We start from the raw sequence: 22272 nt of genomic DNA on the forward strand, positions 1-22272 counted from the left end.
TCAGTCCGCCTCGACCGGCCGATGCTCCTTGCGCAGCGGCTGGCGCATCACCGGGGCGGTCCACACCTGGCTGCGGTCTGCGCTGGGCGGGCAGCCGAAGCGGGCGCGATAGGTACGGGAAAAGTGCTCCAGCGAACCGAAGCCCGAGCAGGCCGCCACCTGGGCGACGCTCAGGCGCGTCTGTTGCAGCAGACTGTGGGCCTTGGCCAGGCGCAGGGTGATGTAGTACTTGAGCGGCGACAGGCCGGTCTGATGCTTGAATTGCCGTTCCAGTTGCCGCCGTGAAAGGCCGACCTGAGCGGCAATCGCTTCGCAATCCAGCGGTTCCTCCAGCGCCTGCTCCATCAGGCCGATGGCGCGGCGGATCTTGCTGCCGTACAGCCCGGTGTTGGTCAGGCCGCCGTCCAGCTGATTGTCGGCCGGTGCGCGCACCTGGCCCATCAACAGGTGCATGCCGATTTCCCGGGCCAGTTCGCTGTCCAGGCTCTGGCCGATCCAGCCCAGCAGCATGTCCAGGGTCGTGGTGGCGCCGGCGCAGGTCATGCGCTGGCGCTCCAGGGTGTAGAGCTGCGGCCTGGCGTGGACCCGTGGATAACTTTCCTGAAAACCCTGCAGGTTGTCCCAGTGCACAGCCGCTTCGTAACCGTCGAGCACGCCGGCGGCGGCGAGCAGTTCGGTGCCGGTTTCCACGCCCATCAGCACGGCACCGAACAACGCCTGCTTGCGCAACCAGCTTTTGAGCGCGAGGTTGCGGCTGTGTTTGTGCACATCGAAACTGGCGAGCACCACGCACACATCGAAACCCCGGTCGGCCTTCAAACCGTCATTGGCGACCGTGGTCAGGCCATTGCTGGCCTGCACCGGTTCACCGTCCAGGGACAACAGCGACCACTCGAACACGGGGCGCTGAGTCAGCCAGTTGGCGATGGCCAGCGGCTCCAGCACAGCCGCCAGACCGAAGTTGGAAAACGATGGTAACAACAGCACCGCGACACGCAATGGCGCGACGTCGCCGCGTCGCCAGGTGAAAGGTGCTTCGGTGCTGTTGGACAACTGACTGCTCATGGCTGATCTCTATCGTTGCTGCGTTTGCCATTGTGGGTGAATCCATACCGGGGCATCGACGGCCGGCATTGGTGACAGGCCGCGAATCAGGTCGCTGGCCTTTTCCGCGATCATCACCGTCGGCGCATTGGTGTTGCCGCTGACGATCGCCGGCATGATCGAGGCGTCCACCACCCGCAGTCCGTCGAGGCCATGCACCCGCAGTTGCGGATCGACCACGGCTTCGGCATCGCTGACTAGCCCCATCTTGCAAGTGCCGCTGGCATGGTAGCCGGTTTCCGTGACCTGCCTGGCCCAGGCATCCAGCGCCTCGTCACTTTGTGCTTGCAGGCCAGGCACCAGCTCTTCACCACGATAAGCGGCCATGGCCGGTTGCGCGATGATCTCGCGCACCAGCCGGGCGCCGGCGCGCATGTCGGCGCGATCCTGCTCGGTTTTCAGGTAATTGAACAGGATGCGCGGCGGCTGCCTGGGGTTGGCGCTGTTGAGCGTGACGCTGCCCAGGCTGGTGGGGCGCATCAGGTCGATGTGGATCTGGAACGCGTGGCCCGGCACCAGGTCGACACTGCCGGGTTTGACCGCCAGGGGCATGAAGGTCAGTTGCAGGTCGGGAAACTCGACCCCGGCCCGGGAGCGGATGAATGCCCCGGCCTCGAAATGGTTGCTCGCCGCCAGCCCGTCGTGGGTGGCAAACCAGCGTGCGCCGATCCACCATTTGCCCGGCGCGGTGGTCCACGGGTACAGCGACACCGGTTGCTTGCACAGGTATTGCACCACCGTGTCCGGGTGATCGTTGAGGCGCCGGCCGACGCCAGGCAGGTCGTGCCTGACCTCGATCCCCAGGTCCCGCAGTTCCGCCGCCGGACCAATGCCGGACAGCAGCAGTAATTGCGCTGAGTTGATGGCCCCGGCGCTCAGCAACACTTCACGCCGGGCGAAAGCCTGGTGGACCGCGCCGTTGTGCTCGTACTCAATGCCGACGGCACGTTTGCCGTCGAACAGAATGCGCAGCACCAGCGCGTCGGTGCGCACCTGAACATTGCCCCGGGTCAGCGCTTCCCGCAGATAACCACGGGAGGTGCTCCAGCGCCGCCCGGCGCGGGTGGTGCGATCCACCGGGCCGAAGGCTTCCTGGCGATAACCGTTCAAATCGTCGCTCAGGCCATAGCCGGCCTGCGCGCCGGCCGCCAGAAACGCCGCGCACAAGGGCGTCGTGGTATCGCCGGGAGTGACGTGCAGATGTCCCGTCGCCCCACGGTAATCGTCGGCGCCGTCGGCATGGGCCTGGGCGCGTTTGAAATACGGCAGCACGTCCTGATAACCCCAGCCGTCGCAGCCCTGTTCGGCCCAGCCGTCGTAGTCCCGGGCATGGCCACGGATGTAGACCATGCCATTGATCGAGGACGAACCGCCCAGCGTACGGCCTCGCGGCGTGCCGATCCGACGACCGTCCAAAAAGGGTTCCGGCTCGGAACTGTAGCTCCAGTTGTAGCGTGTGCCGCCGACCACCAGGCCCACGGCGGACGGCATGTCGATGGTCCAGCTCTGGTCCGCCGGCCCGGCTTCCAGCAGCAGAATCCGCACCGACGGGTCATCGCCCAAGCGGTTGGCCAACACGCAGCCTGCGGATCCGGCGCCCACGATCAGGTAATCAAACGCATGGTTGGGCATGGTTCGGGGTGCTCCATTGAAAAAGGACACGACGCAAAACCTGTGGGAGCGAGCCTGCTCGCGAAAGCGGTTTGTCAGTCAACATCGATGTTGAATGCTTTGGCCTCTTCGCGAGCAGGCTCGCTCCCACATGGATTTTGTTTGACTGATGATCAGGCTGCTGAAGCCCCATGAATCCCGTTAAACACCAACCGGTGAAAGTGATGCACCAGGTGTTCGCTTTCATTGCTGCGCTGGGCATCGATCATGTAGCGCCCCTGGTCGTAGCCGAGCGAGCGCAGGCCTTTCTGCACCGAGATGTTCAGCGCGATGTCCTCTGGCCCCAGGTCCTCGTTCATCCACTTCATGCACGATGTACTGACCTCCGCCGTCTCGGCATTGCTGGAGTAGTAACCGAAGCGCAGCAGTGAGCGTTCGGCGTCCAGCGGGATCATGATGAACGAGCCCAGGAACTCCGAGAACGGAAAGGTATAGAAGGTGTTGTTCGGCCACATGCCGATGTTGAAGAAGCATTCGTCCGGGTTCAGGTCCTTGCGCAGGGGCACGCCGTAGGCTTCGGCCACCGACAGGTTGGCCGGGGCGATGTAGGTCCACCAGTTGTCGCGTTTGCTCAACTGATAACCCTTGAAGTCGATCAACTTCGCCAGGTCGATATGGCAGGGCCCGGACAGCTTGAAGTGATAACCCTCGATGGAGTTGTCCATGATCACCTTCCAGTTGGCCGGCACGATCACGTCTTGCTCCTCGATCAGGCGCATGTTGGCCAGGTCCGGAAACACCCGGCGCATTTCCTCATCCGCACCGGGAAACAAATCCCGCAAGGACGGCGCGTTCGGGTCGAGATTGAAGTAGATGAAGCCGCCCATTTCTTCGGTGCGCACCTGCGGGATGTTGAACTGCTGCAACTCGAAGTTCTTCATCTTCTCGCAACGCGGTGCGCTGCGCAGGCTGCCGTCCATTTCGTAGCACCACGAGTGATAGGCGCAACGCACCACGCCACCGGTGGTGCCGCGCCGTTCTTCGAGCAGGCGATTGCCGCGATGCTGGCAGACATTGTGGAAGGCATGGATCTGGCCCTGACGGTTTCTTGCCACCACCACGCTCTGGTCGAACAGATCCGTGACTACGTACTGACCCGGTTCGGCGAACTCACTGACGTGCCCGGCCACGTGCCAGGCGTGCATGAAAATGTTGTCGCGCTCGGCCTTGAACAGGGTTTCGTCATAGAAGTAGCGCGAGGGCAGGGTGAAGGCTTCTTCCGGGTCCTGCTGGTCCCAGCCGTCGATCGGGCTTTGGGTCTTGAGGGTGTGGATGGATTGCATGGGGGGCTCTCCTCGGTGCCTGGTGCCGTAGGGTACGGCTTTGTTGTGGGTCCTAATCTAGGGGGCGGAGAGGCGGGTGGATTGATGGAAAGCGACCAGTTGCGGGGGAAAACATCAAGGCACTCCGAGGCTGCAATCTTTTGACCTGGAGCAAGTCATTGTGACCACGAAGTAGTCATGCTGACTCTATTTTTTGTTGTCAGTATGACTCTCGTAAAATTAACTTGTTGATATACGAAGACTCTTTAAATGGCATGTTTTGTGATTTTGATATGGCATTGACTCGAAGAAGGAATTTGCCATGTCTCACTCCATTCCTCTCGGATTCACGCTCTGTCTGTTGCTTTCCCCCCTGTGCATGGCCGACCAGGTCGTGCGCGAAGTGCCTGATACCACCGCCGGCAAAGGTTACGGTGCGCTGACCGGTTTGATGGTGGGCGCAGTGGGTGGGCCTGTTGGCGCATTGGTCGGTGCCGGTGTCGGGTTTTTTGCCGGTGGTTCGATTCAGCAAGCCGCAGGGCTGACGGAAACTGCTTATGAAGTGAAGGACGCTCAAGGTGAAATCAGCACCGTGCGCTCGCCCAACACCCGCTTCGAACCGGGGCAGCAGGTGGCGCGCAACGGGCCGCGGTTGGTGCCGCAGGGCAGCTGAGGCTTCACACCGCCTTTTCAGGGGGTTCCCGTTTTTTGTGGGCAGACGAGCCGCACCTCGTCTGCCCTTTTTTATGGGGACAGCGATTGTGTACATATCCATTGTTGTGGTCATGGCCACTATTGGTTCCGCCTTTGCGGCGGGTTACTTGGAGAAGCGCCAAGTAACCAAGCGCTTTATCTCCTGACGTACGGCCCTTCGCCCAGGCTCAGGGTTCCCTCGCTCCGGTCCTGCTCCGTGGGCCCACTGCGCAGAACCTGCGCTCGGCCTTCCGACGGGGCAGGGCAGATCAAAAGCAAAAGCCAGGCGGCCTGCGGGCCGACCTGGCTTTCGTGGCTGTACTCAATCTCCTGTAGGAGCGAGCCTGCTCGCGAAAAATGCCGGAACACCACGGGCGTTCAGACACCCCGCGTCATCGTTGACGACCATCGCGAGCAAGCTCGCTCCTACAGTTTGATTGGGGGGCAGCTGCAAGAAATTGGTTGGCCATCAGGTTGGCCTGAACTGAAGTGAACGCGTTCCCCTGTAGGAGCGAGCCTGCTCGCGAAAAATGCCCAGACACCGCAGGCATTCAGGCAGCCCGCGTCATCGTTGACGTCCATCGCGAGCAGGCTCGCTCCTACAGGGAATCGGGGGCACGAGCCAAAGCCAGGTCGGCCCGAAGGCCGCCTGGCTTTTGCTTTGGTTTTTGATCTTCTTGCCCCCTCGAGAGGCCGAGCGCAGGTTCTGCGCAGTGGGTAACCCGGCATGGATGCCGGGTTAGCCGCGTACGGCCATGGATGGCCGATCGCGGCGGGCCCACGGAGCAGGACCGGAGCGAGGGAATGCCGAGCCTTGGCGAGGCACCGAACGAAAGGGGCAAGAGCCCTTGGTTACTTGGGGCTTTTCCAAGTAACCCGCCGTCAGGGCGGAACCATAAGCAGCCATAACCGCAGCAATGGATATGCACGCGGTTAAAGCACCATGAAAGACCCTATCAAACCCGCTCAAAAATCGCCGCAATCCCCTGACCACCACCAATGCACATGGTCACCAACGCGTAACGGCCACCGGTACGGTGCAGTTCGTGGATAGCCTTGGTGGCAATGATTGCGCCCGTCGCGCCCACCGGGTGACCCAACGCAATCCCCGAACCGTTCGGGTTGACCTTTGCCGGGTCCAGATCCAGTTCCTGACTGACGGCGCAGGCTTGTGCGGCAAAGGCGATGTTGGCTTCGATCACGTCCAGGTCGGCGACGGTCAGGCCTGCGCGCTTGAGCGCCAGGCGCGTGGCCGGAATCGGGCCCAGGCCCATGAACTCCGGCTCGACGCCGGCGTGGGCGTAGCTGACCAGGCGGGCCATTGGTTTCAGGTTATTGGCCTGAACCGCGTTGCCGGTGGCCATGACCAGTGCAGCGGCACCGTCGTTCAGGCCCGAGGCGTTGCCGGCGGTGACCGAGCCGTCCTTCTTGAACGCCGGCTTCATCGCCGCCAGCTGTTCCAGGGACGTCGCGCGCGGATGCTCGTCGACGCTGAACAGCTTGACGCCCTTGCGATCCTGGATTTCCACGGTCGCGATCTGCTCGCTGAAGTAGCCATTGGCAATCGCATGGGCGGCGCGTTTCTGGTCTTCCAGGGCCAGGGCGTCCTGCATTTCGCGGGTGATGCCGTTGCGCGCGGCGACGTTCTCGGCGGTGATGCCCATGTGGATGCCATGGAACGGGTCATGCAGGATCCCGAGCATGTAGTCGATGACCTGGGCGTTGCCCATGCGCGAACCCCAACGGGCCGAAGGCATCAGGTATGGACCGCGGCTCATGGATTCGGCACCGGCACCGACGACGATGTCGGCATCACCGAGCATCAGGGTCTGTGCAGCGTTGATGATGGCCTGCAAACCCGAACCGCACAGGCGGTTGACGTTATAGGCCGGGGTTTCCTTCGGGATACCGGCGTTCATCGCCGCGACGCGGGAGATGTAGGCGTCGCGGGTTTCGGTCGGGATCACATTGCCCATCACCAGATGGCCAACGAGTGCCGGGTCCACGGCGGCCCGTTGCAGGGCAGCTTTCACGGCCGTGGTCGCCAGGTCGGCCAGTGGCACGTCCTTGAGCGAACCGCCGAAGGTACCGATGGCGGTACGGGCGGCGCTGACAACGTAGATTTCTGGAGTGTTCATGGCTGGTTTCCTTTCGGTTGATTCTTGTCTGTACTGCGATTGAGCAGTGCGTTCAAGGCGTTTTTCGCCTCGTCGGTGTTCAAGCGCTGAATGAACAGGGTGTTTTCTTCGCGCAGGGTGGCTTCCAGTTCGGCCAGGGAAGCCTGTTTCATCAGTTGCCGCGATTGGCGCAAGGCTTGCTGGGGCATGGCCAGAAAGCGCCGGGCGATGGAGGTGGCCGCCGCCAGGCATTGTTCGCCGTCATCGAAGGCTTCGTTGGCCAGACCCCAGGCCACCGCTTCATTGCCGTCCAGGCCGTTACCCAACAGGAGCAGGCTCGCGGCGCGGGCATGGCCGAGCCGGCGTGGCAGCAACAGGCTGGCGCCGAATTCGGGGCACAGGCCGATGTTGACGAACGGCATGCGCAACTTGGCGTTGCGGGTAACCAGCACCTGATCGCAATGCAGCAGCAAGGTGGTGCCGATGCCGATGGCGGCCCCACAGACTGCCGCTATCAGCGGCTTTTGCAGGCGCGTGACGACTTTCATCAGGCGGAACGCCGGGGCGTCCAGATGCGTCGGCGGATGCTGGAGGAAATCCACCAGGTCATTGCCGCTGGTAAAGCAGGCCGGGCCGCCGGTGAGGATGATCACACCGGTCTGCGCGTCTTCGTCCGCGGCCTGCAACAGGTCGGCCAGTTGCGTGTACATGGCGTTGTTCAGCGCGTTGAGCTTGTCCGGGCGGTCGATGGTCAGCGTCAACACGCCGTCGCGTTGCTCGTGTTTGATCAGGTCGGTCATCGCAGGCTCCGCAGGGTCGTTTCAGGCCGCCACTTTAAGCGCCGGACAAACCCCGGATCTATGGCAAAACGGGTCAACTGCGCTGCCGCTTTTTGCCATGCCGGTGAGCCAAAAACGACACACACCCATTCGGGGTATGGTTCCGCCCGGTGAATCCGCCAATAGTGAGGGCATCCGCTCATCCAGAGCCGAACTCGCTATAAGGTGCATTTGCTATGGGCAAGACGCTGCTTAAGGTGATTTCCAGCCTGTTTGTTGTACCGCTGACATTGAATGCCTACGCCGCTCAAGTGGACGACAGCAATACGCTGCGGCTCTATAACTGGGCGGACTACATCGGTGAAAAAACCATCGCCGATTTCGAAAAGGCCACCGGCATCAAGGTGGTCTACGACACCTTCGACTCCTATGAAACGGTGCAGGCCAAGTTGCTCACCGGCCATTCCGGCTATGACCTGATCGTACTGAACGCCTCGCTTGCGCCGCCGCTGATCAAGGCCAAGGTGTTCCAGCCGCTGGATAAAAAACAGCTGCCGGGCTGGACCAACCTCGACCCCAAGATCCTCGAGGACCTGCAAGGCTATGACCCCGGCACCCAGTACTCGGCGCCATACACCTGGGGTAGCAACGGCGTGACCTACAACGTCGACAAGATCAAGGAACGCATGCCGGACGCGCCTATCGGTTCGCTGGCGATGATTTTCGACCCGAAAATCGTCTCGCGCTTCGCCGATTGCGGCGTGACCCTGCTCGATGCACCGACCGAAGTCATCCCCATGGCCTTGACCTACCTGGGGCGCGATCCGCGAAGCGCTGCGCCGGCGGATCTGAAAGCCGCCCAGGAACTGCTGCTGTCCGTGCGGCCGTACATCCGCAAGTTCGACTCGGTCAATTACCTGACCAGCCTGCCCAACGGCGATGTGTGCATGGCCATGACCTGGTCCGGCGACTACGCCACGGCCATGGCCCGCGCCGCAGAAGCCAAGAAGAAGATCGACCTGACGTACTTCATTCCCAAGGAAGGCTCGCTGATCTGGTTCGACAACATGTACATCCCGGCCGACGCGACCCACGTCGCCAACGCGCACAAGTTTCTTGAGTACCTGATGCAGCCGCAGGTGATGGCCGACGTCAGTGATTTCATCAACTACGCCAACAGTAACGCGGCAGCCACGCCGTTGCTGAACGCCGATGTGCGCGACAACCCGGCGATCTACCCCGACGCACAGACCCGCGAGCGTCTGTTCCCGCAGAAGACTCAGGACGCCAAGGACATGCGGGCGATTACCCGGGTCTGGAGCACGGTGAAAAGCGGCATCTGATTTGTTCGATCGTTAGTCAATTCGGTTAGAGGTTTATTTATGGCGACTCCAACACGCACCGTTTTTTCCCCAGCGGACGAGTCCCGGCTGGTCAAGGCCGACAAAGCCCATCACATGCACGGCTACCACGTGTTCGACGAGCACGCCGAGCAAGGTTCATTGAACATCGTCGCAGGTGACGGCGCCTACATCTACGACACCCAGGGCAACCGCTTTCTCGATGCGGTGGGCGGCATGTGGTGCACCAACATCGGCCTGGGTCGCAAGGAAATGGCCGAGGCCATCGCCGACCAGGTGCACCAACTGGCCTATTCGAATCCGTTTTCCGACATGTCCAACAACGTCGCCATCCAGTTGTGCGAAAAACTCGCCAACCTGGCCCCCGGCGACCTCGACCATGTGTTCCTGACCACCGGCGGCTCCACCGCCGTGGACACCGCGTACCGGCTGATCCAGTACTACCAGAACTGCCGTGGCAAACCCGAGAAGAAGCACGTCATCGCCCGGTTCAATGCCTATCACGGCTCCACCACCCTGACGATGTCGATCGGCAACAAGGCCGCCGACCGCGTACCGGAGTTCGATTACGCCAACCCGCTGATCCACCACGTCTCCAACCCGAACCCATACCGTGCGCCCGACGGCATGGACGAGGCGCAATTTCTCGAGTTTCTGGTCAAGGAGTTCGAAGACAAGATCCTGTCGATTGGCGCGGACAAGGTCGCCGGATTTTTCGCCGAGCCAATCATGGGCTCGGGCGGAGTGATCATTCCGCCGCAGGGTTATCTCAAGCGCATGTGGGACGTCTGCCAGCGCTACGACATCCTGTTCGTCGCCGACGAAGTGGTGACTTCGTTCGGGCGGCTGGGCAAGTTCTTTGCTTCTTATGATGTGTTCGACGTGCAGCCCGACATCATCACCACCGCCAAGGGCCTGACCTCGGCTTACCTGCCGCTGGGCGCATGCATCTTTTCCGACCGCATTTGGAAAGTCATCGCCGAACCGGGCAAGGGCCGCTGTTTCACTCACGGCTTCACCTACAGCGGCCACCCGGTGTGCTGCACGGCGGCGCTGAAGAACATCGAAATCATCGAGCGGGAAAACCTGCTGGCCCATGTCGACACGGTGGGGGCGTATCTGGAAGACCGCCTGGCAACCCTGCGGGACTTGCCGCTGGTGGGCGATGTGCGCTGCCAGAAACTCATGGCTTGTGTGGAATTCGTCGCCGATAAACGCACCAAGGCGCTGTTCCCAGACGAGATCAACATCGGCGAGAAAATCCACTCGCGGGCCCAGGCCCGGGGCTTGCTGGTGCGGCCGATCATGCACCTCAACGTGATGTCGCCGCCGTTGATCCTGACGTTTGCCCAGGTCGATGAAATCGTCGAGACCCTGCGGGTGTGCATCCTTGAAGTGGCTGCCGAGCTTGAGCAGAGCGGCCAGTATTTCGGCCAATGACTTCATCCGTCAGGCTTTTACCAAGGCCCTGTTCACCCGCTAGACTGCGGGGCATGAACAAACCAAACGACGATACGCTGATCGCAATGCCCTTCGGGGCATTGCACAAATGGCATGGGGGCATGCGTGAGGCATTCGCCCATATCGATGAGCCTGACGCCCTGCAACACCTGGCGTCAGCGTTGGCGCAGCTGGTGTCCGTCGAGTCGATGATGATCAGCCTGGAGCGCAAGGACCGCGCGCCCCAGTTGCTGTATCAGCGCGGGATTGCCCAGGAGTATCAGGTCTCGATTCTTGAGCGCTATTTTTCCGGAGGCTACCTGCTAGATCCGTTTTGCCTGGCGGTGGAGCAGGGGTTGGCGCAAGGGTTCTATCACTTGGAAGAAATCGCGCCGGACAACTTCTTCGACAGTGACTACTACAAGTCTTACTACCTGAAGGCGGGCTGTTCGGAAGACAGCTACTACATCGTCGATATCGGCAATGACACGAAGATTTCCGTCAGCCTCTATCAGGGTTTCGGCGGTGAATGCCTGAGCGCCGAACAGTTGAATCTGCTACGTGCCGTAGAACCGCTGGTGCGCGAGTTCGTCAGCGAATTCAGCCAACGCGGGATGCTGCGCAATCGCGAGATTCAGTGCGAAAAAGACCAGGGCATGCGCGATGACCTCAAGCACCGGGTGCAGTCGGCCTTCGAGCATTTCGGCAGCGACTTGCTCACCGAGCGCGAGCGGGAAGTGGCGCACATGATCCTGCGCGGGCATTCGGTGAAATCCACGGCCAGCCAGATGAGCATCTCACCGGAAACCGTGCGCATGCACCGCAAGAATCTGTATCTGAAACTGGAAGTGGGTTCGCAGTCGGAGTTGTTTGCGCTGTTTATCGAGTGGTTGCGCAAGCATTGACCACCTGACACACCGATAACCCTGTAGGAGCGAGCCTGCTCGCGAAGAACCTCCAGGCGGCGCGTTCTGTCAGACCGCCCGCGTTATCGTTGGCCTCCATCGCGAGCAGGCTCGCTCCTACAGGGTTGGTCAGCGTGCCCGCAATCGTCGTCCGACCACATCCAGCACATCACAGCCGTCGCGCAACGGGATTGCGCAGAGCAATGAAAAGTCGCTGAGGATAAAGGAATCGCACTCGATCGAGCCGCGCATGGACAGGTTTTCCAGCACTTGGGTGACGGCGCGGATTCGGTAGTTGGCGGCGTCCATCAGGACGTCGAGCGGTGCGTGGGTGTCGACGAAGAGGGTGGGCATTTCACTGCAATTGCTGGTGAGCGCCATGAAGCGATTGTCGGGGTGTGGAGTTGGGTTTTCGTAGGGTGGATCGGGGTGAATGGTTTTCATGGTTTCGAGCTCTCATAAAGAAAATGGAGCTGCCAAAAGCCTTTCCTACGGGCCGGGGTGGCAGCCATGTACGGGGTAGGAAATCGAGATCTGAGAGCACCTCTCGACCACGCCGAAGCGTGCCCGTACATGGCCGCCGCAGCTGATCTTACGGGCGCATTTGAACGGCCGCAAACCAGGCAATGACGCCAGAGCGCTTTCAGATTCTGGAGGTTCCTACACCCCACCACTGAATTTCAGTGACCACCAAAGGCTATCGATTGAGCACCATTGAAACCAGTTCATGCTATTCGCCACAATTCGAAGGAAATCTCCGAAGACCTTGCCTGGAAATGTCCTAGGACCTGCGCAATGAATATCTGCAAAACGGGGGCGGTGGGTTGTGGATGAGGGACAACGGGCATGTCCGAAGTCTAGGAAAAACAGAAATGTCCTACGCCAATTGACGCCTGAATCACCTCAACCCCTGTAGGAGCGAGCCTGCTCGCGAAGAACGTCCAGACAGCGCGTTCAGTCAGACTGCCCGCGTTATCGTTGACCTCCATCGCGAGCAGGCTCGCTCCTACAGGGGTTGCTGGTTGACCACAAGATTTGTGGCCAACCATGAAGCCTGATCAATCCTCGCGTTTGACCACCAAAGTCAGAATGTCATAGCTGGCCACCAGCTCACCCAACTGGTTGGTGACCTCCACATCCCACGCCACCACCCCTTGCGGGATGCCTTGCGGGCTCTTCTTGCCCTGGTCGATCTTGCGCTTGCAGGTCAGGCGGGCCTGGATGGTGTCGCCGATGCCTACCGGGTTGATGAAGCGCAGGGTGTCGAGGCCGTAGTTGGCCAGCACCGGGCCGACGCCGGGGGAGACGAACAGGCCGGCCGCGGCCGACAGCACGAAGTAACCGTGGGCGATGCGCTTGCCGAATTGCGATTCCTTGGCCGCGATGTCGTCGAAGTGCATGTAGAAGTGGTCGCCCGACAGGCAACCGAAGTTCACCAGGTCAGCTTCGGTAACAGTGCGACGGTGGGTCAGCAACGACTCGCCGATCTGCAGGTCCTGGAAGTAGCGACGGAACGGGTGCACGTCGGTTTCGATGACCTTGGCACCACGCACGTACTCGCCGGTGACCGCTGCCAGCATGGTCGGCGAACCTTGTACCGCGGCGCGTTGCAGGTAGTGTTTCACCGCACGCAAACCGCCGAGCTCTTCACCACCGCCGGCACGACCCGGGCCGCCGTGTTTGAGTTGTGGCAGCGGCGAGCCGTGGCCGGTGGATTCGCCGGCGCAATTGCGGTCCAGTACCAGCAAACGACCGTGCAGGGCGGCTGCGACCGGAACGGCTTTGGCAGCGATCTGTGGATCCTTGGTCACCAGGCTGGCGACCAGGCTGCCTTTGCCGCGAGCGGCCAGGGCCAGTGCTTCGTCTAGATCGTCGTAGGCCATCAGGGTGCTGACCGGGCCGAACGCTTCGATGTCGTGTGCACCACCTTCAGCGTGCGGGTCGCGGGCTTGCAGCAGAGTCGGGGCGAAGAACGCACCTTTGTCCACATTCTCGCCGCGCGGTTCGAAACCGTCACGGGCGCCGAACAGCATGTCGCTGCTCTGCAACAGCATTTCCAGACGCTCGGCGACGTCTTTCTGCTGATCGTGGGAGGCCAATGCGCCCATGCGCACGCCTTCCACCGACGGGTCGCCGACCACGACTTTGGCCAGGCGATCACGCAGGCGCGTGGCCACTGCATCGATGTGTTTGGCCGGCACGATGGCGCGGCGAATGGCGGTGCATTTCTGCCCGGCCTTGGTGGTCATCTCGCGGGCGACTTCCTTGATGAACAGCTCGAATTCTTCGTCGTCCGGGGTCACGTCCGGAGCGAGGATCGCGCAGTTCAGCGAGTCGGCTTCGGCGGTGAACGGCACCGAGTTGCGGATCAGGTTCGGGTTGACCCGCAGCTTGGCGGCGGTGTCGGCGGAACCGGTGAAGGTCACCACGTCCTGGCCTTGCAGGCGGTCGAGCAGGTCGCCGGTGCCACCGATGATCAGCTGCAGGCTGCCCGCTGGCAACAGGCCGGATTCGTCCATCAGGCGCACCACGGCTTCGGTCAGGTAGCTGGTGGCGCTGGCTGGCTTGACGATGCACGGCATGCCGGCGAGGAAGCTCGGGGCGAACTTTTCCAGCATGCCCCAGATCGGGAAGTTGAAGGCGTTGATGTGCACCGCCACGCCACCGCGCGGCACCAGGATGTGGGTACCGGCGAAGGTGCCCATTTTGCTCAATTGCAGCGCCGGGCCTTCGTGGACCACGTTGCCCGACGGCAGCTCACGCGAGCCGAGGCTGGCGTAGGTGAACAGGGTGCTGTTGCCGCCTTCGATGTCGATCCAGCTGTCGGCACGGGTCGCGCCGCTGTGGTGGGAAATCGCGTAGAGCTGTTCCTTGCGCTCGGCCAGGTACAAGGCCAGGGCTTTCAGGCGCTGTGCACGTTGCTGGAAGTCCAGCGCCATCAGGCCGCTGACGCCTTGACGACGACCGTGCTCGATGGCCTCGGCGAAGTCCGGGCGTTCTTCATGGGTGTGGAAAATTTCGTGGCCGTCGATGGCGCTGCGCAGGACTTGTGCGCCTTGTTGGCCGATCCAGCGGCCGGCGATGAAACTTTGCAGGGTAGGGGCGTGGGACATCACGAATGCTCCTGGTTATGAGGGGTTGTGGCGCGACCGTGGCCGCGCCCTTTCGGAATTACCAAAGCGCCACGGTGTAACCGACGATCAGCCGGTTCTCATCGAGGGCGGTAGTCAAGCCATTGCCGGAGCGGAAGGTCACGTTGCGCCAGCGCAGGCTGACGTTCTTGAACACACCGCTCTGGATGACGTAGTTGATATCGGTGTCGCGCTCCCATTCGTGACCGTTGTCGACGCTGCCCGCCTTGACGTGGTGGCCGTCGGTGTAGCGGGTCATGAAGGTCAGGCCGGGAATGCCTTGCGCCGCGAAGTCATAGTCGTAACGCAGCTGCCAGGAATCCTCGTCGGCGCGGGTAAAGGTGTTGAAAGTCACCAGGTTGACCACGTACGGGTCACCGCCGTTGAGGAACGGAAAGGCGCTGTCGCCGGATAATTGCTGGTAGGCGGCACTGACCTTGTGGGCACCGTGGGACACCGTGAACATGCCGTTGAGGTTGCGGTTGTCGATGCGCCCGGCCCGCTCGGCGCCGTCACCGCGGCTGTCGAAATAACGCAGGTCGCTGCGCAGGTTGAAGCCGTTGCCCAGCGGTTGCGTATGCACCAGTCCGGCGAATTGCTGGCGATAGATCTGGTCGAGCTTGCCGTAGTAGTAGCTCACATTCAGTTGCGGGCTGAACGCGTAGCTGCCGCCGCCGAAGTCGAAGCTGTCGCTGGTGGCGGCGCCGAAGCCGATGTCATCGTTGCTGGAGGAGTCCCGCAGGTTGGCCTTGGTCAGGCGACCGGCATTCACCGTCAGGCCGTCGATTTCCTGGCTGGTCAGCAAGCCGCCTTCAAAGGTCGAACTCAACAGGCGTGTGTCGTTGTAAGTCGCCACTGGCAACAAGGGCTGCAACGTGCCGAGTTTCAACACGCTTTTGGATACCCGCAATTTTCCGGTCAGGCCCAGCTCGCTGTACTCGTCGTCCGGCTCATGGCTCTGCGGGCCAAATGGCAGCAGCCCGGTGCCACGACGGTCGGGACTGGAGTCGAGCTTGATCCCCAGTTCGCCCAGTGCGTCGAGGCCGAAACCGAAGGTGCCGTCGGTGAACCCGGACTCGATGCGCGCAGTGAATCCCTGGGCCCATTCTTCTGCCCTGGATTGCGGTGCGTTGTCCTGACGGAAGTCGCGGTTGATGTAGTGGTTACGCATATCAATTCGGGCCTTGCTGTCGCCGATGAAGTCGGCCATGGCGCTGGGGGCGATCATGGGCAGACTCAATGCGGCGGCCAGCGAAAACAGTGATTCATAAGACGTGGTGCGTGCGGGTTTCATTATTTTTATTCCCTGCCAACCGATTGGTCGTCGTTTAGTGTTTGCTGGCGCCGGTGGCACCGATGCCGGTCATTGAGCGGATGAACTGCGCCAGATAACGGCCACGCTCAAGGGCTGCACGGGGCGAGGTGTCGGTGACGGAAAACAGCCATGCACTAAAGAACGCCAGGCTCATGGAAAACAGCGCCGGGTTGGAGTACGGAAACAGTGCCTTGTCGTGATGCATCACGTTGACCCACACCGCGGGGCTCAGCACCAGCAATACAATCGCCGAGACCAGTCCGGACAGACTGCCGAGGACAGCGCCGCGGGTGGTCAGGCCTTTCCAGTACATCGAGAGGAACAGCACCGGGAAATTCACCGACGCGGCGATGGCCAGCACCAGGCCCGAGAGGAAGGCGATGTTCTGCGATTCGAACAGCAGGCCGAGGATGATCGCCAGCACGCCGATGCACAGCGTGGCGATCCGCGACACGCGCATCTCCTGCTGTTCGCTGGCCTGACCCTTGCGCATCACGCAGGCATACAGGTCGTGGGACACCGCCGAGGCGCCGGACAGCGCCAGCCCGGCGACCACCGCCAGGATGGTGGCGAAGGCCACCGCCGAAATGAAACCAAGGAACAGGTTGCCGCCCACGGCCTGGGCCAGGTGCACCGCGACCATGTTGCCGCCGCCGATGATCGCGCCAGTGGCATCGCGGTATGACGGATCGGTGCCGACCATGACGATCGCGCCGAAGCCGACGATGATCAGCAGCAGGTAGAAGTAACCAATGAAACCGGTGGCGTAGAACACGCTCTTGCGCGCTTCCTTGGCGTCACTGACGGTGAAGAAACGCATCAGGATGTGCGGCAGGCCGGCGGTACCGAACATCATGCCCAGCCCCAGGGAGATCGCATCGATCGGATTCGACAGCAAGCCGCCCGGCGCCATGATGGCGTTGCCCTTGGCGTGCACGGCGGTGGCGCCGGCGAACATCGCCTCGGTGCTGAAACCGAAGTGCTTGAGCACCATGAACGCCATGAAGGTGGTGCCGAACAGCAGCATCACCGCCTTGATGATCTGCACCCAGGTAGTGGCGAGCATGCCGCCGAAGGTCACGTAGAACACCATCAACACGCCGACCAGCATGACGGCATAGAGGTAGTCGATGCCGAACAGCAATTCGATCAGCTTGCCGGCGCCGACCATCTGCGCCACCAGGTACATCAGGGCCACGGTCAGGGTGCCGAAGGCCGAGGTCAGGCGCACCGGGGTTTGTTCCAGGCGATAGGAAACCACGTCGGCGAAGGTGTACTTGCCGAGGTTGCGCAGGCGTTCGGCGATCAGGAACAGGATGATCGGCCAGCCGGCCAACACGCCCAGGGCGTAGAGCAAACCGTCGTAGCCGTTGAGGAACATCATCGCGGAAATGCCGAGGAAAGACGCCGCCGAGATCATGTCGCCGGCAATCGCCAGGCCGTTCTGGAAGCCGGTCATGCCGCCGCCGGCGGTATAGAAATCACTGGCCGAGCGGGTGCGCAGGGCGGCCCAGCGGGTCACACCAAGGGTGAATAGCACGAATACCAGGAACATGCCGATGGCGTTCCAGTTCAGTGGACGGGTTGCGCCGTCAGCGGCCATCGCAAAATCAGTGACAGCTGCCAGCGGCAGCAGGAACAACGCGAGAAGGCGGCTCATCGTGCGCACTCCTGCTTGAGTTTTTCATTCAGCGGGTCGATCACGTTGTTGGCGCGATAGACATAGAATCCGGTCAACGCAAAGGCCAGCCCGACGATTACGACACCCACCAGCATGCCCACGGTGGTCACGCCGCCGCTCAGGGATTGGCCGAGGGTAGAAGGGGAGAAAGCCACCAGCAGTACGAAGCCGAAATAGATCACCAGCATGATCAGCGACAGCGACCAGTACAGCGCCTGCTTGCGGCGTACCAGCTGGATGAAGTCGGGGTGCTGGTGGATGAGTTCTATGTCTTGGGGTGTCATGACGCGCGCTCCTTTGTTGTTTTTGTTTTGGGTGAAACGGTGTATTCGGGTCGAACGCTGAAACTGTGGGAGCGGGCTTGCCCGCGATGAGGCCATCACATTCAACATCGCTGGTGACTGATCTACCGCTATCGCGGGCAAGCCCGCTCCCACAGGTTTTGTGGTTGTTCCTGAAAACGGTGGGTCAGAGCTGGTCGAAGTCCAGCACGACCTTGTCGCTGATCGGGAAGGCCTGGCACGACAGCACATAGCCGGCGGCCACTTCGTAGTCTTCCAGGGCGTGGTTGCTGTCCATTTCCACTTCGCCTTCGATGACCTTGCACTTGCAGGTCGAGCACACGCCGGCCTTGCACGAGTAAGGCAGTTCGGCGCCCACTTCGTTGCCCGCATCGAGGATGCTCTGGCTGTTGCGCGGCAGGTCGAAGGCGAGGGCGCGGCCGTCGCTGATCACGGTGATCTGGCTGACCGCCGCATCGACCTGGCGGGCGGCTTCGCGGGCGGCACGCTTTTGCTCGCTGCCGGCGGCGGCGAACAGTTCGAAATGGATGCGCTCGGGTTGCATGCCCTTGGCCTTGAGGCTGTCGCGCACGGTCTCGGTCATTTCCTGCGGGCCGCAGATGAAGGCGGCGTCGAGGGCCTTGACGTCGAGCCAGCGGCTGAACAGCTGTTCGCACTTCTCGGCGTTGATCCGACCGTTGTACAGGTCGACGTCCTGCTGTTCGCGGCTGAACACGAAGATCAGGTTCAGGCGCTGCAGGTAGCGGTTCTTCAAGTCTTCAAGCTGTTCACGGAACAGCGCACCAGAGCTGGAACGGTTGCCGTACAGCAGGGTCACGCGGCTGTGGGGTTCGGTTTCCAGGGTGGTCTTGATGATCGACAGGATCGGCGTGATGCCGCTGCCCGCCGCCACGGCCAGGTAGTTGCCATGGCGTGCCGGGTCGAGTTCGACGCTGAAGTGCCCGGCGGGCGGCATGACTTCCAGGGTTTGCCCGGCTTTCAGTTGTTCGTTGGCGTAGGCGGAAAAACGCCCGCCAGCCACGCGCTTGATCGCCACGCGCAGTTCACCGTCGTTGACGCCGGTGCAGATCGAGTAGGAGCGACGCACTTCTTCGCCGTCCAGCTGGGTGCGCATCACCAGGTGCTGGCCCTGGGTAAAGTGGAAGCTGTCTTGCAGGTCCTGCGGAATCTCGAAGGCGATGGACACCGCGTCACGGGTCTCGGTGCGCACGTCCTTGATGGTCAGGCTGTGAAATTTGCTCATTGTTGTTCTCCAGCTGGGACGGCCGATTCGCCGCTCAGATGCACTTGAAATAGTCGAACGGTTCCCGGCAATCGACGCAGCGATACAGCGCCTTGCAGGCGGTGGAGCCGAATTCGCTGAGCACCTCGGTGTGGACGCTGCCGCATTGCGGGCAAGCGATCACCGGGCTCTCTCCGAGCAGGCTGCGCTTGCTGGAACTGCCCTCGGGCGGTGCGATGCCGTAGGCGCGCAGGCGTTCACGGCCGCTGTCGCTGATCCAGTCGGTGGTCCAGGCCGGAGTCAACTTGCGCTCCAGGCGCGGGGCGTTGAAACCAGCCTGTTCCAGGGCGGCACGGATGTCGCCCTCGATCACTTCGGTGGCCGGGCAACCGGAGTAGGTCGGGGTGACCACCACGTGAAGGTGACCGGCCTGCCAGTCCAGATCCCGGACGATGCCCAGGTCGACAACGCTGACCACCGGCACTTCCGGGTCCATGACTTCGGACAGGATCGCCCACGCGGCAGCCAGGTCGGTCGGTTGAGCCGGCCGGGCGCCGAGGTCGCTGGCGATCAACTCACCAGGTTGCATCGGGGTACGCTCGTGGCAGGAACTGCATTTCAGCCAGCAGAATGCCCAGGTGTTCGGTGTGCAGACCCTTGCGCGCATTCAGGTAGAAGTAGCTTGGCGCGGCCGGCACGGGCAGGGTGGCGCTGGCGAAGATCTGCTCGACTTTGGCTTGCCATGCAGCGGCGACAGTGGCGATATCCGGCGTGATGCCGGCTGCGCACAGGCGCTGTTCGCTGTCATCGGCGGCAATCAGCTCGACGGTGAAACGCCAGACTTCAGGAGTGGCCGCGAGCATGCGCTTGTGGCTTTCCTCGGTGCCGTCACCCATGCGCTCGACCCACTCGCCGGAGCGGCGCAGGTGATAGGTGACTTCCTTCACCGCCTTGGCGGCGATCCCGGCGATGCGCTCATCGCTGGACTGGCTCAGGCCTTGCAACACCGGCAAGTGCCAGGCGTCGTAGAGGAACTGCTTGAGCATGGTCACCGCGAAGTCGCCGTTGGGTTGTTCCACCAGCAGCAGGTTGCGGTAGGCGCGCTCGTCGCGGCGGAACGCCAGGTGATCGGCGTCACGGCCGTCATCCAGCAGTTCGGCGGCGTATTCCAGCCAGTTGCGCGCCTGGCCCACCAGGTCGAGGCCGACGTTCATCAACGCCAGCTCTTCTTCCAGTGCCGGGGCCTTGCCGCACCACTGGCACAGGCGTTGGCCCTGGATCAGGGCGCTGTCACCGAGGCGCAGCAGGTATTCGATCAGATCAGTCTTGTTGTCCATGGTCGACCTCACATGTGCCCGACTTCGGCCGGCAGCTCGTAGAAGCTGGCATGGCGGTAGACCTTGTCGTCCGACGGGTCGAACAGCGGGTCTTTCTCATCCGGCGACGAAGCGGTGATCAATGCCGAAGGCACTACCCACAGGCTCACGCCTTCGCTGCGACGGGTGTACAGCTCGCGGGCGTTCTCGATGGCCATGGTGGTGTCGGCGGCATGCACGCTGCCAACGTGCTTGTGGTTCAGGCCGTGCTTGCTGCGCACGAAAACTTCGAAGAGGGTCCACTCGGACATTTCAGTTACTCCACATCAGGTGGCCGGATCAGGCGGCGTTCTTGTTTTGTTTTTTGCGGGCGTGGGCGACGGCGGCTTCACGAACCCAGGCACCGTCTTCAATCGCCTTGCGGCGAGTGGCGACGCGTTCCTGGTTGCACGGGCCATTGCCCTTGAGCACTTCGTAGAATTCGCTCCACTGGATTTCGCCGAAGTCGTAGTGGCCGCGCTCGGCGTTCCACTTCAGGTCCGGGTCGGGGCAGGTGCAGCCCAGCAGCTCAAGCTGCGGGATGGTCTGGTCGATGAAGCGCTGGCGCAGTTCGTCGTTGCTCTGGCGCTTGATTTTCCAGGCCATGGACTGGGCGCTGTTCGGCGAGTGTTCGTCGCTCGGGCCGAACATCATCAGCGACGGCCACCACAGGCGGTTGATCGCGTCCTGGACCATGTCTTTTTGCGCCTGGGTACCGTGGCGCATCATGGTCAGGAGGATTTCGTAACCCTGGCGCTGGTGGAAGCTCTCTTCCTTGCAGATGCGGATCATCGCCCGCGAGTACGGGCCGTAGGAGGTGCGCTGCAGCACCACCTGGTTGACGATCGCCGCGCCATCCACCAGCCAGCCCACCGCGCCCATGTCGGCCCAGTTCAGCGTCGGGTAGTTGAAGATGCTCGAGTACTTGGCCTTGCCGCTGTGCAGCTTGGCGATTTCTTCATCGCGGTCGGCGCCCAGGGTTTCCATGGCGCTGTACAGGTACAGGCCGTGGCCGGCTTCGTCCTGGATCTTGGCCATCAGTTGCAGTTTGCGTTTGAGCGATGGCGCGCGGGTGACCCAGTTGCCTTCGGGCAGCATGCCGACGATTTCGGAGTGGGCGTGCTGGGAAATCTGCCGGATCAGGGTCTGGCGGTAGGCATCTGGCATCCAGTTCTTGGCTTCGATCTTGATTTCTGAATCGATTTTTTCCTGGAAGGCGCGTTCCTCATCGGACATCTCCGAGAGGTCTTTTATGCGCTTGACGCCTGTTTCTACTAGCTGTGCGTACATTTCGGTCTCCGGCCTCTTTTTTGTTCAGGGGCATTTCGAGGGCATGGATAACTTTATAAGCGATACAGAAATTAATATCAAACACAAAATGACGTGTCGTATTTGTTTTTTGTATCGCTTTGGGGGCGGCGGGGTATTTGGGTGGGGTACATATCCGTTGCTGCGGTAACGGCGGCTTAGGGTTTCGCCCTTACGGCGACTCACTTTTTTTGACAAGCGCCTCAAAAAAAGTAAGCAAAAAAAGCGCTCGCCCCGAACGTCCGGCCCCTCGCCAAGGCTCGGGGTTCCTTCGCTCCGGCATTCATCCGGGGGGCATTGCCCTCCGGTCGGCTGCGCGCGACCTGCATGCAATGGGTTCGACTGCGTCGAACGGCGCTACGCGCCATTCCCCGGATGAACACCTGCGCTCAGCCTGCCGAAGGGGCGGGTGGATCAAGATCAAGAGCGGCAGGCGAGCTAACGCTCGGCCCTGTAGGAGCGAGCTTGCTCGCGATGGTCGTCAACGATAACGCGGGCTGCCTGAATGCCCGCGGTGTCCCGGCGTTTTTCGCGAGCAGGCTCGCTCCTACAGGGGGAGCGCGTTCAATCGCGATCAGGCCGGCTGTCAGGCCGCCTCGCTTTGGCTTTGGTTTTTGATCTGCTTG

General features: G+C 61.8%; 19 protein-coding genes. 4 read left to right on the forward strand and 15 right to left on the reverse strand.

The window, feature by feature from the left end:
* The 3 genes from ACEN8E_RS08300 to ACEN8E_RS08310 form a co-directional block, all read right to left on the reverse strand.
* Complete coding sequence (locus ACEN8E_RS08300) at window positions 1–1065, reverse strand: GlxA family transcriptional regulator (RefSeq protein WP_495592179.1); 1065 nt, start codon at window positions 1063–1065, stop codon at window positions 1–3.
* Window positions 1066–1074: 9 nt separating this feature from the next.
* On the reverse strand, window positions 1075–2736 hold the full coding sequence (locus tag ACEN8E_RS08305) for a choline dehydrogenase (RefSeq protein WP_495592180.1): 1662 nt from the start codon (window positions 2734–2736) through the stop codon (window positions 1075–1077).
* A 152-nt stretch (window positions 2737–2888) separates the two neighbouring features.
* Window positions 2889–4058 (reverse strand): aromatic ring-hydroxylating oxygenase subunit alpha, encoded by a 1170-nt coding sequence (locus ACEN8E_RS08310; protein WP_495592181.1) that lies wholly within the window; start codon window positions 4056–4058, stop codon window positions 2889–2891.
* A gap of 301 nt (window positions 4059–4359) precedes the next feature.
* Between ACEN8E_RS08310 and ACEN8E_RS08315 the strand changes: the two genes are divergently transcribed.
* Window positions 4360–4710, forward strand: coding sequence for a hypothetical protein (locus ACEN8E_RS08315; protein ID WP_495592182.1), 351 nt, complete (start codon window positions 4360–4362; stop codon window positions 4708–4710).
* Between the two features lie 976 nt (window positions 4711–5686).
* Here the strand turns inward: ACEN8E_RS08315 and ACEN8E_RS08320 are convergent.
* Both ACEN8E_RS08320 and ACEN8E_RS08325 read right to left on the reverse strand, forming a co-directional pair.
* A complete protein-coding gene (locus ACEN8E_RS08320; protein WP_495592183.1) occupies window positions 5687–6868 on the reverse strand; it encodes an acetyl-CoA C-acyltransferase family protein in 1182 nt (393 codons plus the stop codon).
* Complete coding sequence (locus ACEN8E_RS08325) at window positions 6865–7647, reverse strand: enoyl-CoA hydratase-related protein (protein ID WP_495592184.1); 783 nt, start codon at window positions 7645–7647, stop codon at window positions 6865–6867. The genes ACEN8E_RS08320 and ACEN8E_RS08325 overlap by 4 nt, the downstream gene beginning before the upstream one ends.
* 215 nt (window positions 7648–7862) lie before the next feature.
* On the opposite strand from ACEN8E_RS08325, the gene ACEN8E_RS08330 reads away from it, so the two are divergent.
* The 3 genes from ACEN8E_RS08330 to ACEN8E_RS08340 are packed head-to-tail and all read left to right on the forward strand — an operon-like array spanning window position 7863 to window position 11332.
* Window positions 7863–8969, forward strand: a complete 1107-nt coding sequence (locus tag ACEN8E_RS08330; RefSeq protein ID WP_495592185.1) for a polyamine ABC transporter substrate-binding protein — start codon at window positions 7863–7865, stop codon at window positions 8967–8969.
* A 39-nt stretch (window positions 8970–9008) separates the two neighbouring features.
* Window positions 9009–10427 carry an aminotransferase gene (locus tag ACEN8E_RS08335; RefSeq protein ID WP_495592186.1) on the forward strand — a complete coding sequence of 473 codons (1419 nt, stop codon included), beginning with the start codon at window positions 9009–9011 and terminating at the stop codon, window positions 10425–10427.
* Window positions 10424–11332 (forward strand): helix-turn-helix domain-containing protein, encoded by a 909-nt coding sequence (locus ACEN8E_RS08340; protein WP_495592187.1) that lies wholly within the window; start codon window positions 10424–10426, stop codon window positions 11330–11332. The genes ACEN8E_RS08335 and ACEN8E_RS08340 overlap by 4 nt, the downstream gene beginning before the upstream one ends.
* Before the next feature lie 129 nt (window positions 11333–11461).
* Here the strand turns inward: ACEN8E_RS08340 and ACEN8E_RS08345 are convergent, their stop codons facing one another.
* The 10 genes from ACEN8E_RS08345 to paaA all read right to left on the reverse strand — a co-directional run bounded on the left by ACEN8E_RS08345 (window position 11462) and on the right by paaA (window position 21628).
* Window positions 11462–11776, reverse strand: a complete 315-nt coding sequence (locus ACEN8E_RS08345; protein ID WP_495592188.1) for a hypothetical protein — start codon at window positions 11774–11776, stop codon at window positions 11462–11464.
* 614 nt (window positions 11777–12390) lie between these two features.
* Window positions 12391–14445, reverse strand: coding sequence for a phenylacetic acid degradation bifunctional protein PaaZ (gene paaZ / locus ACEN8E_RS08350; RefSeq protein ID WP_495592189.1), 2055 nt, complete (start codon window positions 14443–14445; stop codon window positions 12391–12393).
* Window positions 14446–14503: 58 nt separating this feature from the next.
* Window positions 14504–15757 (reverse strand): OprD family porin, encoded by a 1254-nt coding sequence (locus ACEN8E_RS08355; protein WP_495592190.1) that lies wholly within the window; start codon window positions 15755–15757, stop codon window positions 14504–14506.
* A 34-nt stretch (window positions 15758–15791) separates the two neighbouring features.
* Window positions 15792–17438, reverse strand: coding sequence for a cation acetate symporter (locus ACEN8E_RS08360; protein WP_495592191.1), 1647 nt, complete (start codon window positions 17436–17438; stop codon window positions 15792–15794).
* Window positions 17435–17743, reverse strand: a complete 309-nt coding sequence (locus ACEN8E_RS08365; RefSeq protein ID WP_495592192.1) for a DUF485 domain-containing protein — start codon at window positions 17741–17743, stop codon at window positions 17435–17437. Before ACEN8E_RS08365 ends, ACEN8E_RS08360 begins: the two co-directional genes overlap by 4 nt.
* Before the next feature lie 184 nt (window positions 17744–17927).
* A complete protein-coding gene (paaE, locus tag ACEN8E_RS08370; protein ID WP_495592193.1) occupies window positions 17928–19004 on the reverse strand; it encodes a 1,2-phenylacetyl-CoA epoxidase subunit PaaE in 1077 nt (358 codons plus the stop codon).
* 34 nt (window positions 19005–19038) lie between these two features.
* A complete protein-coding gene (gene paaD, locus ACEN8E_RS08375; RefSeq protein WP_495592194.1) occupies window positions 19039–19572 on the reverse strand; it encodes a 1,2-phenylacetyl-CoA epoxidase subunit PaaD in 534 nt (177 codons plus the stop codon).
* Entirely contained in the window at window positions 19559–20320 is a 762-nt protein-coding gene (gene paaC / locus ACEN8E_RS08380) for a 1,2-phenylacetyl-CoA epoxidase subunit PaaC (protein ID WP_495592195.1), read from the reverse strand. Before paaC ends, paaD begins: the two co-directional genes overlap by 14 nt.
* A gap of 8 nt (window positions 20321–20328) precedes the next feature.
* The gene (paaB, locus tag ACEN8E_RS08385) at window positions 20329–20610 is read right to left on the reverse strand and encodes a 1,2-phenylacetyl-CoA epoxidase subunit PaaB (protein WP_007943393.1); all 282 of its coding nucleotides are present in this window, start codon (window positions 20608–20610) and stop codon (window positions 20329–20331) included.
* A 28-nt stretch (window positions 20611–20638) separates the two neighbouring features.
* Entirely contained in the window at window positions 20639–21628 is a 990-nt protein-coding gene (gene paaA, locus ACEN8E_RS08390) for a 1,2-phenylacetyl-CoA epoxidase subunit PaaA (RefSeq protein WP_495592196.1), read from the reverse strand.
* Window positions 21629–22272 lie beyond the last annotated feature (644 nt).

Source organism: Pseudomonas sp. Pseusp9 (assembly GCF_059491265.1).

Excerpts from the sequence above, each read along its gene's own strand:
- ACEN8E_RS08300 (WP_495592179.1), bottom strand. The coding sequence starts at position 1,065 with ATGAGCAGTCAGTTGTCCAACAGCACCGAAGCACCTTTCACCTGGCGA.
- ACEN8E_RS08305 (WP_495592180.1), bottom strand. The coding sequence starts at position 2,736 with ATGCCCAACCATGCGTTTGATTACCTGATCGTGGGCGCCGGATCCGCA.
- ACEN8E_RS08310 (WP_495592181.1), bottom strand. The coding sequence starts at position 4,058 with ATGCAATCCATCCACACCCTCAAGACCCAAAGCCCGATCGACGGCTGG.
- ACEN8E_RS08315 (WP_495592182.1), top strand. The coding sequence starts at position 4,360 with ATGTCTCACTCCATTCCTCTCGGATTCACGCTCTGTCTGTTGCTTTCC.
- ACEN8E_RS08320 (WP_495592183.1), bottom strand. The coding sequence starts at position 6,868 with ATGAACACTCCAGAAATCTACGTTGTCAGCGCCGCCCGTACCGCCATC.
- ACEN8E_RS08325 (WP_495592184.1), bottom strand. The coding sequence starts at position 7,647 with ATGACCGACCTGATCAAACACGAGCAACGCGACGGCGTGTTGACGCTG.
- ACEN8E_RS08330 (WP_495592185.1), top strand. The coding sequence starts at position 7,863 with ATGGGCAAGACGCTGCTTAAGGTGATTTCCAGCCTGTTTGTTGTACCG.
- ACEN8E_RS08335 (WP_495592186.1), top strand. The coding sequence starts at position 9,009 with ATGGCGACTCCAACACGCACCGTTTTTTCCCCAGCGGACGAGTCCCGG.
- ACEN8E_RS08340 (WP_495592187.1), top strand. The coding sequence starts at position 10,424 with ATGACTTCATCCGTCAGGCTTTTACCAAGGCCCTGTTCACCCGCTAGA.
- ACEN8E_RS08345 (WP_495592188.1), bottom strand. The coding sequence starts at position 11,776 with ATGAAAACCATTCACCCCGATCCACCCTACGAAAACCCAACTCCACAC.
- paaZ (WP_495592189.1), bottom strand. The coding sequence starts at position 14,445 with ATGTCCCACGCCCCTACCCTGCAAAGTTTCATCGCCGGCCGCTGGATC.
- ACEN8E_RS08355 (WP_495592190.1), bottom strand. The coding sequence starts at position 15,757 with ATGAAACCCGCACGCACCACGTCTTATGAATCACTGTTTTCGCTGGCC.
- ACEN8E_RS08360 (WP_495592191.1), bottom strand. The coding sequence starts at position 17,438 with ATGAGCCGCCTTCTCGCGTTGTTCCTGCTGCCGCTGGCAGCTGTCACT.
- ACEN8E_RS08365 (WP_495592192.1), bottom strand. The coding sequence starts at position 17,743 with ATGACACCCCAAGACATAGAACTCATCCACCAGCACCCCGACTTCATC.
- paaE (WP_495592193.1), bottom strand. The coding sequence starts at position 19,004 with ATGAGCAAATTTCACAGCCTGACCATCAAGGACGTGCGCACCGAGACC.
- paaD (WP_495592194.1), bottom strand. The coding sequence starts at position 19,572 with ATGCAACCTGGTGAGTTGATCGCCAGCGACCTCGGCGCCCGGCCGGCT.
- paaC (WP_495592195.1), bottom strand. The coding sequence starts at position 20,320 with ATGGACAACAAGACTGATCTGATCGAATACCTGCTGCGCCTCGGTGAC.
- paaB (WP_007943393.1), bottom strand. The coding sequence starts at position 20,610 with ATGTCCGAGTGGACCCTCTTCGAAGTTTTCGTGCGCAGCAAGCACGGC.
- paaA (WP_495592196.1), bottom strand. The coding sequence starts at position 21,628 with ATGTACGCACAGCTAGTAGAAACAGGCGTCAAGCGCATAAAAGACCTC.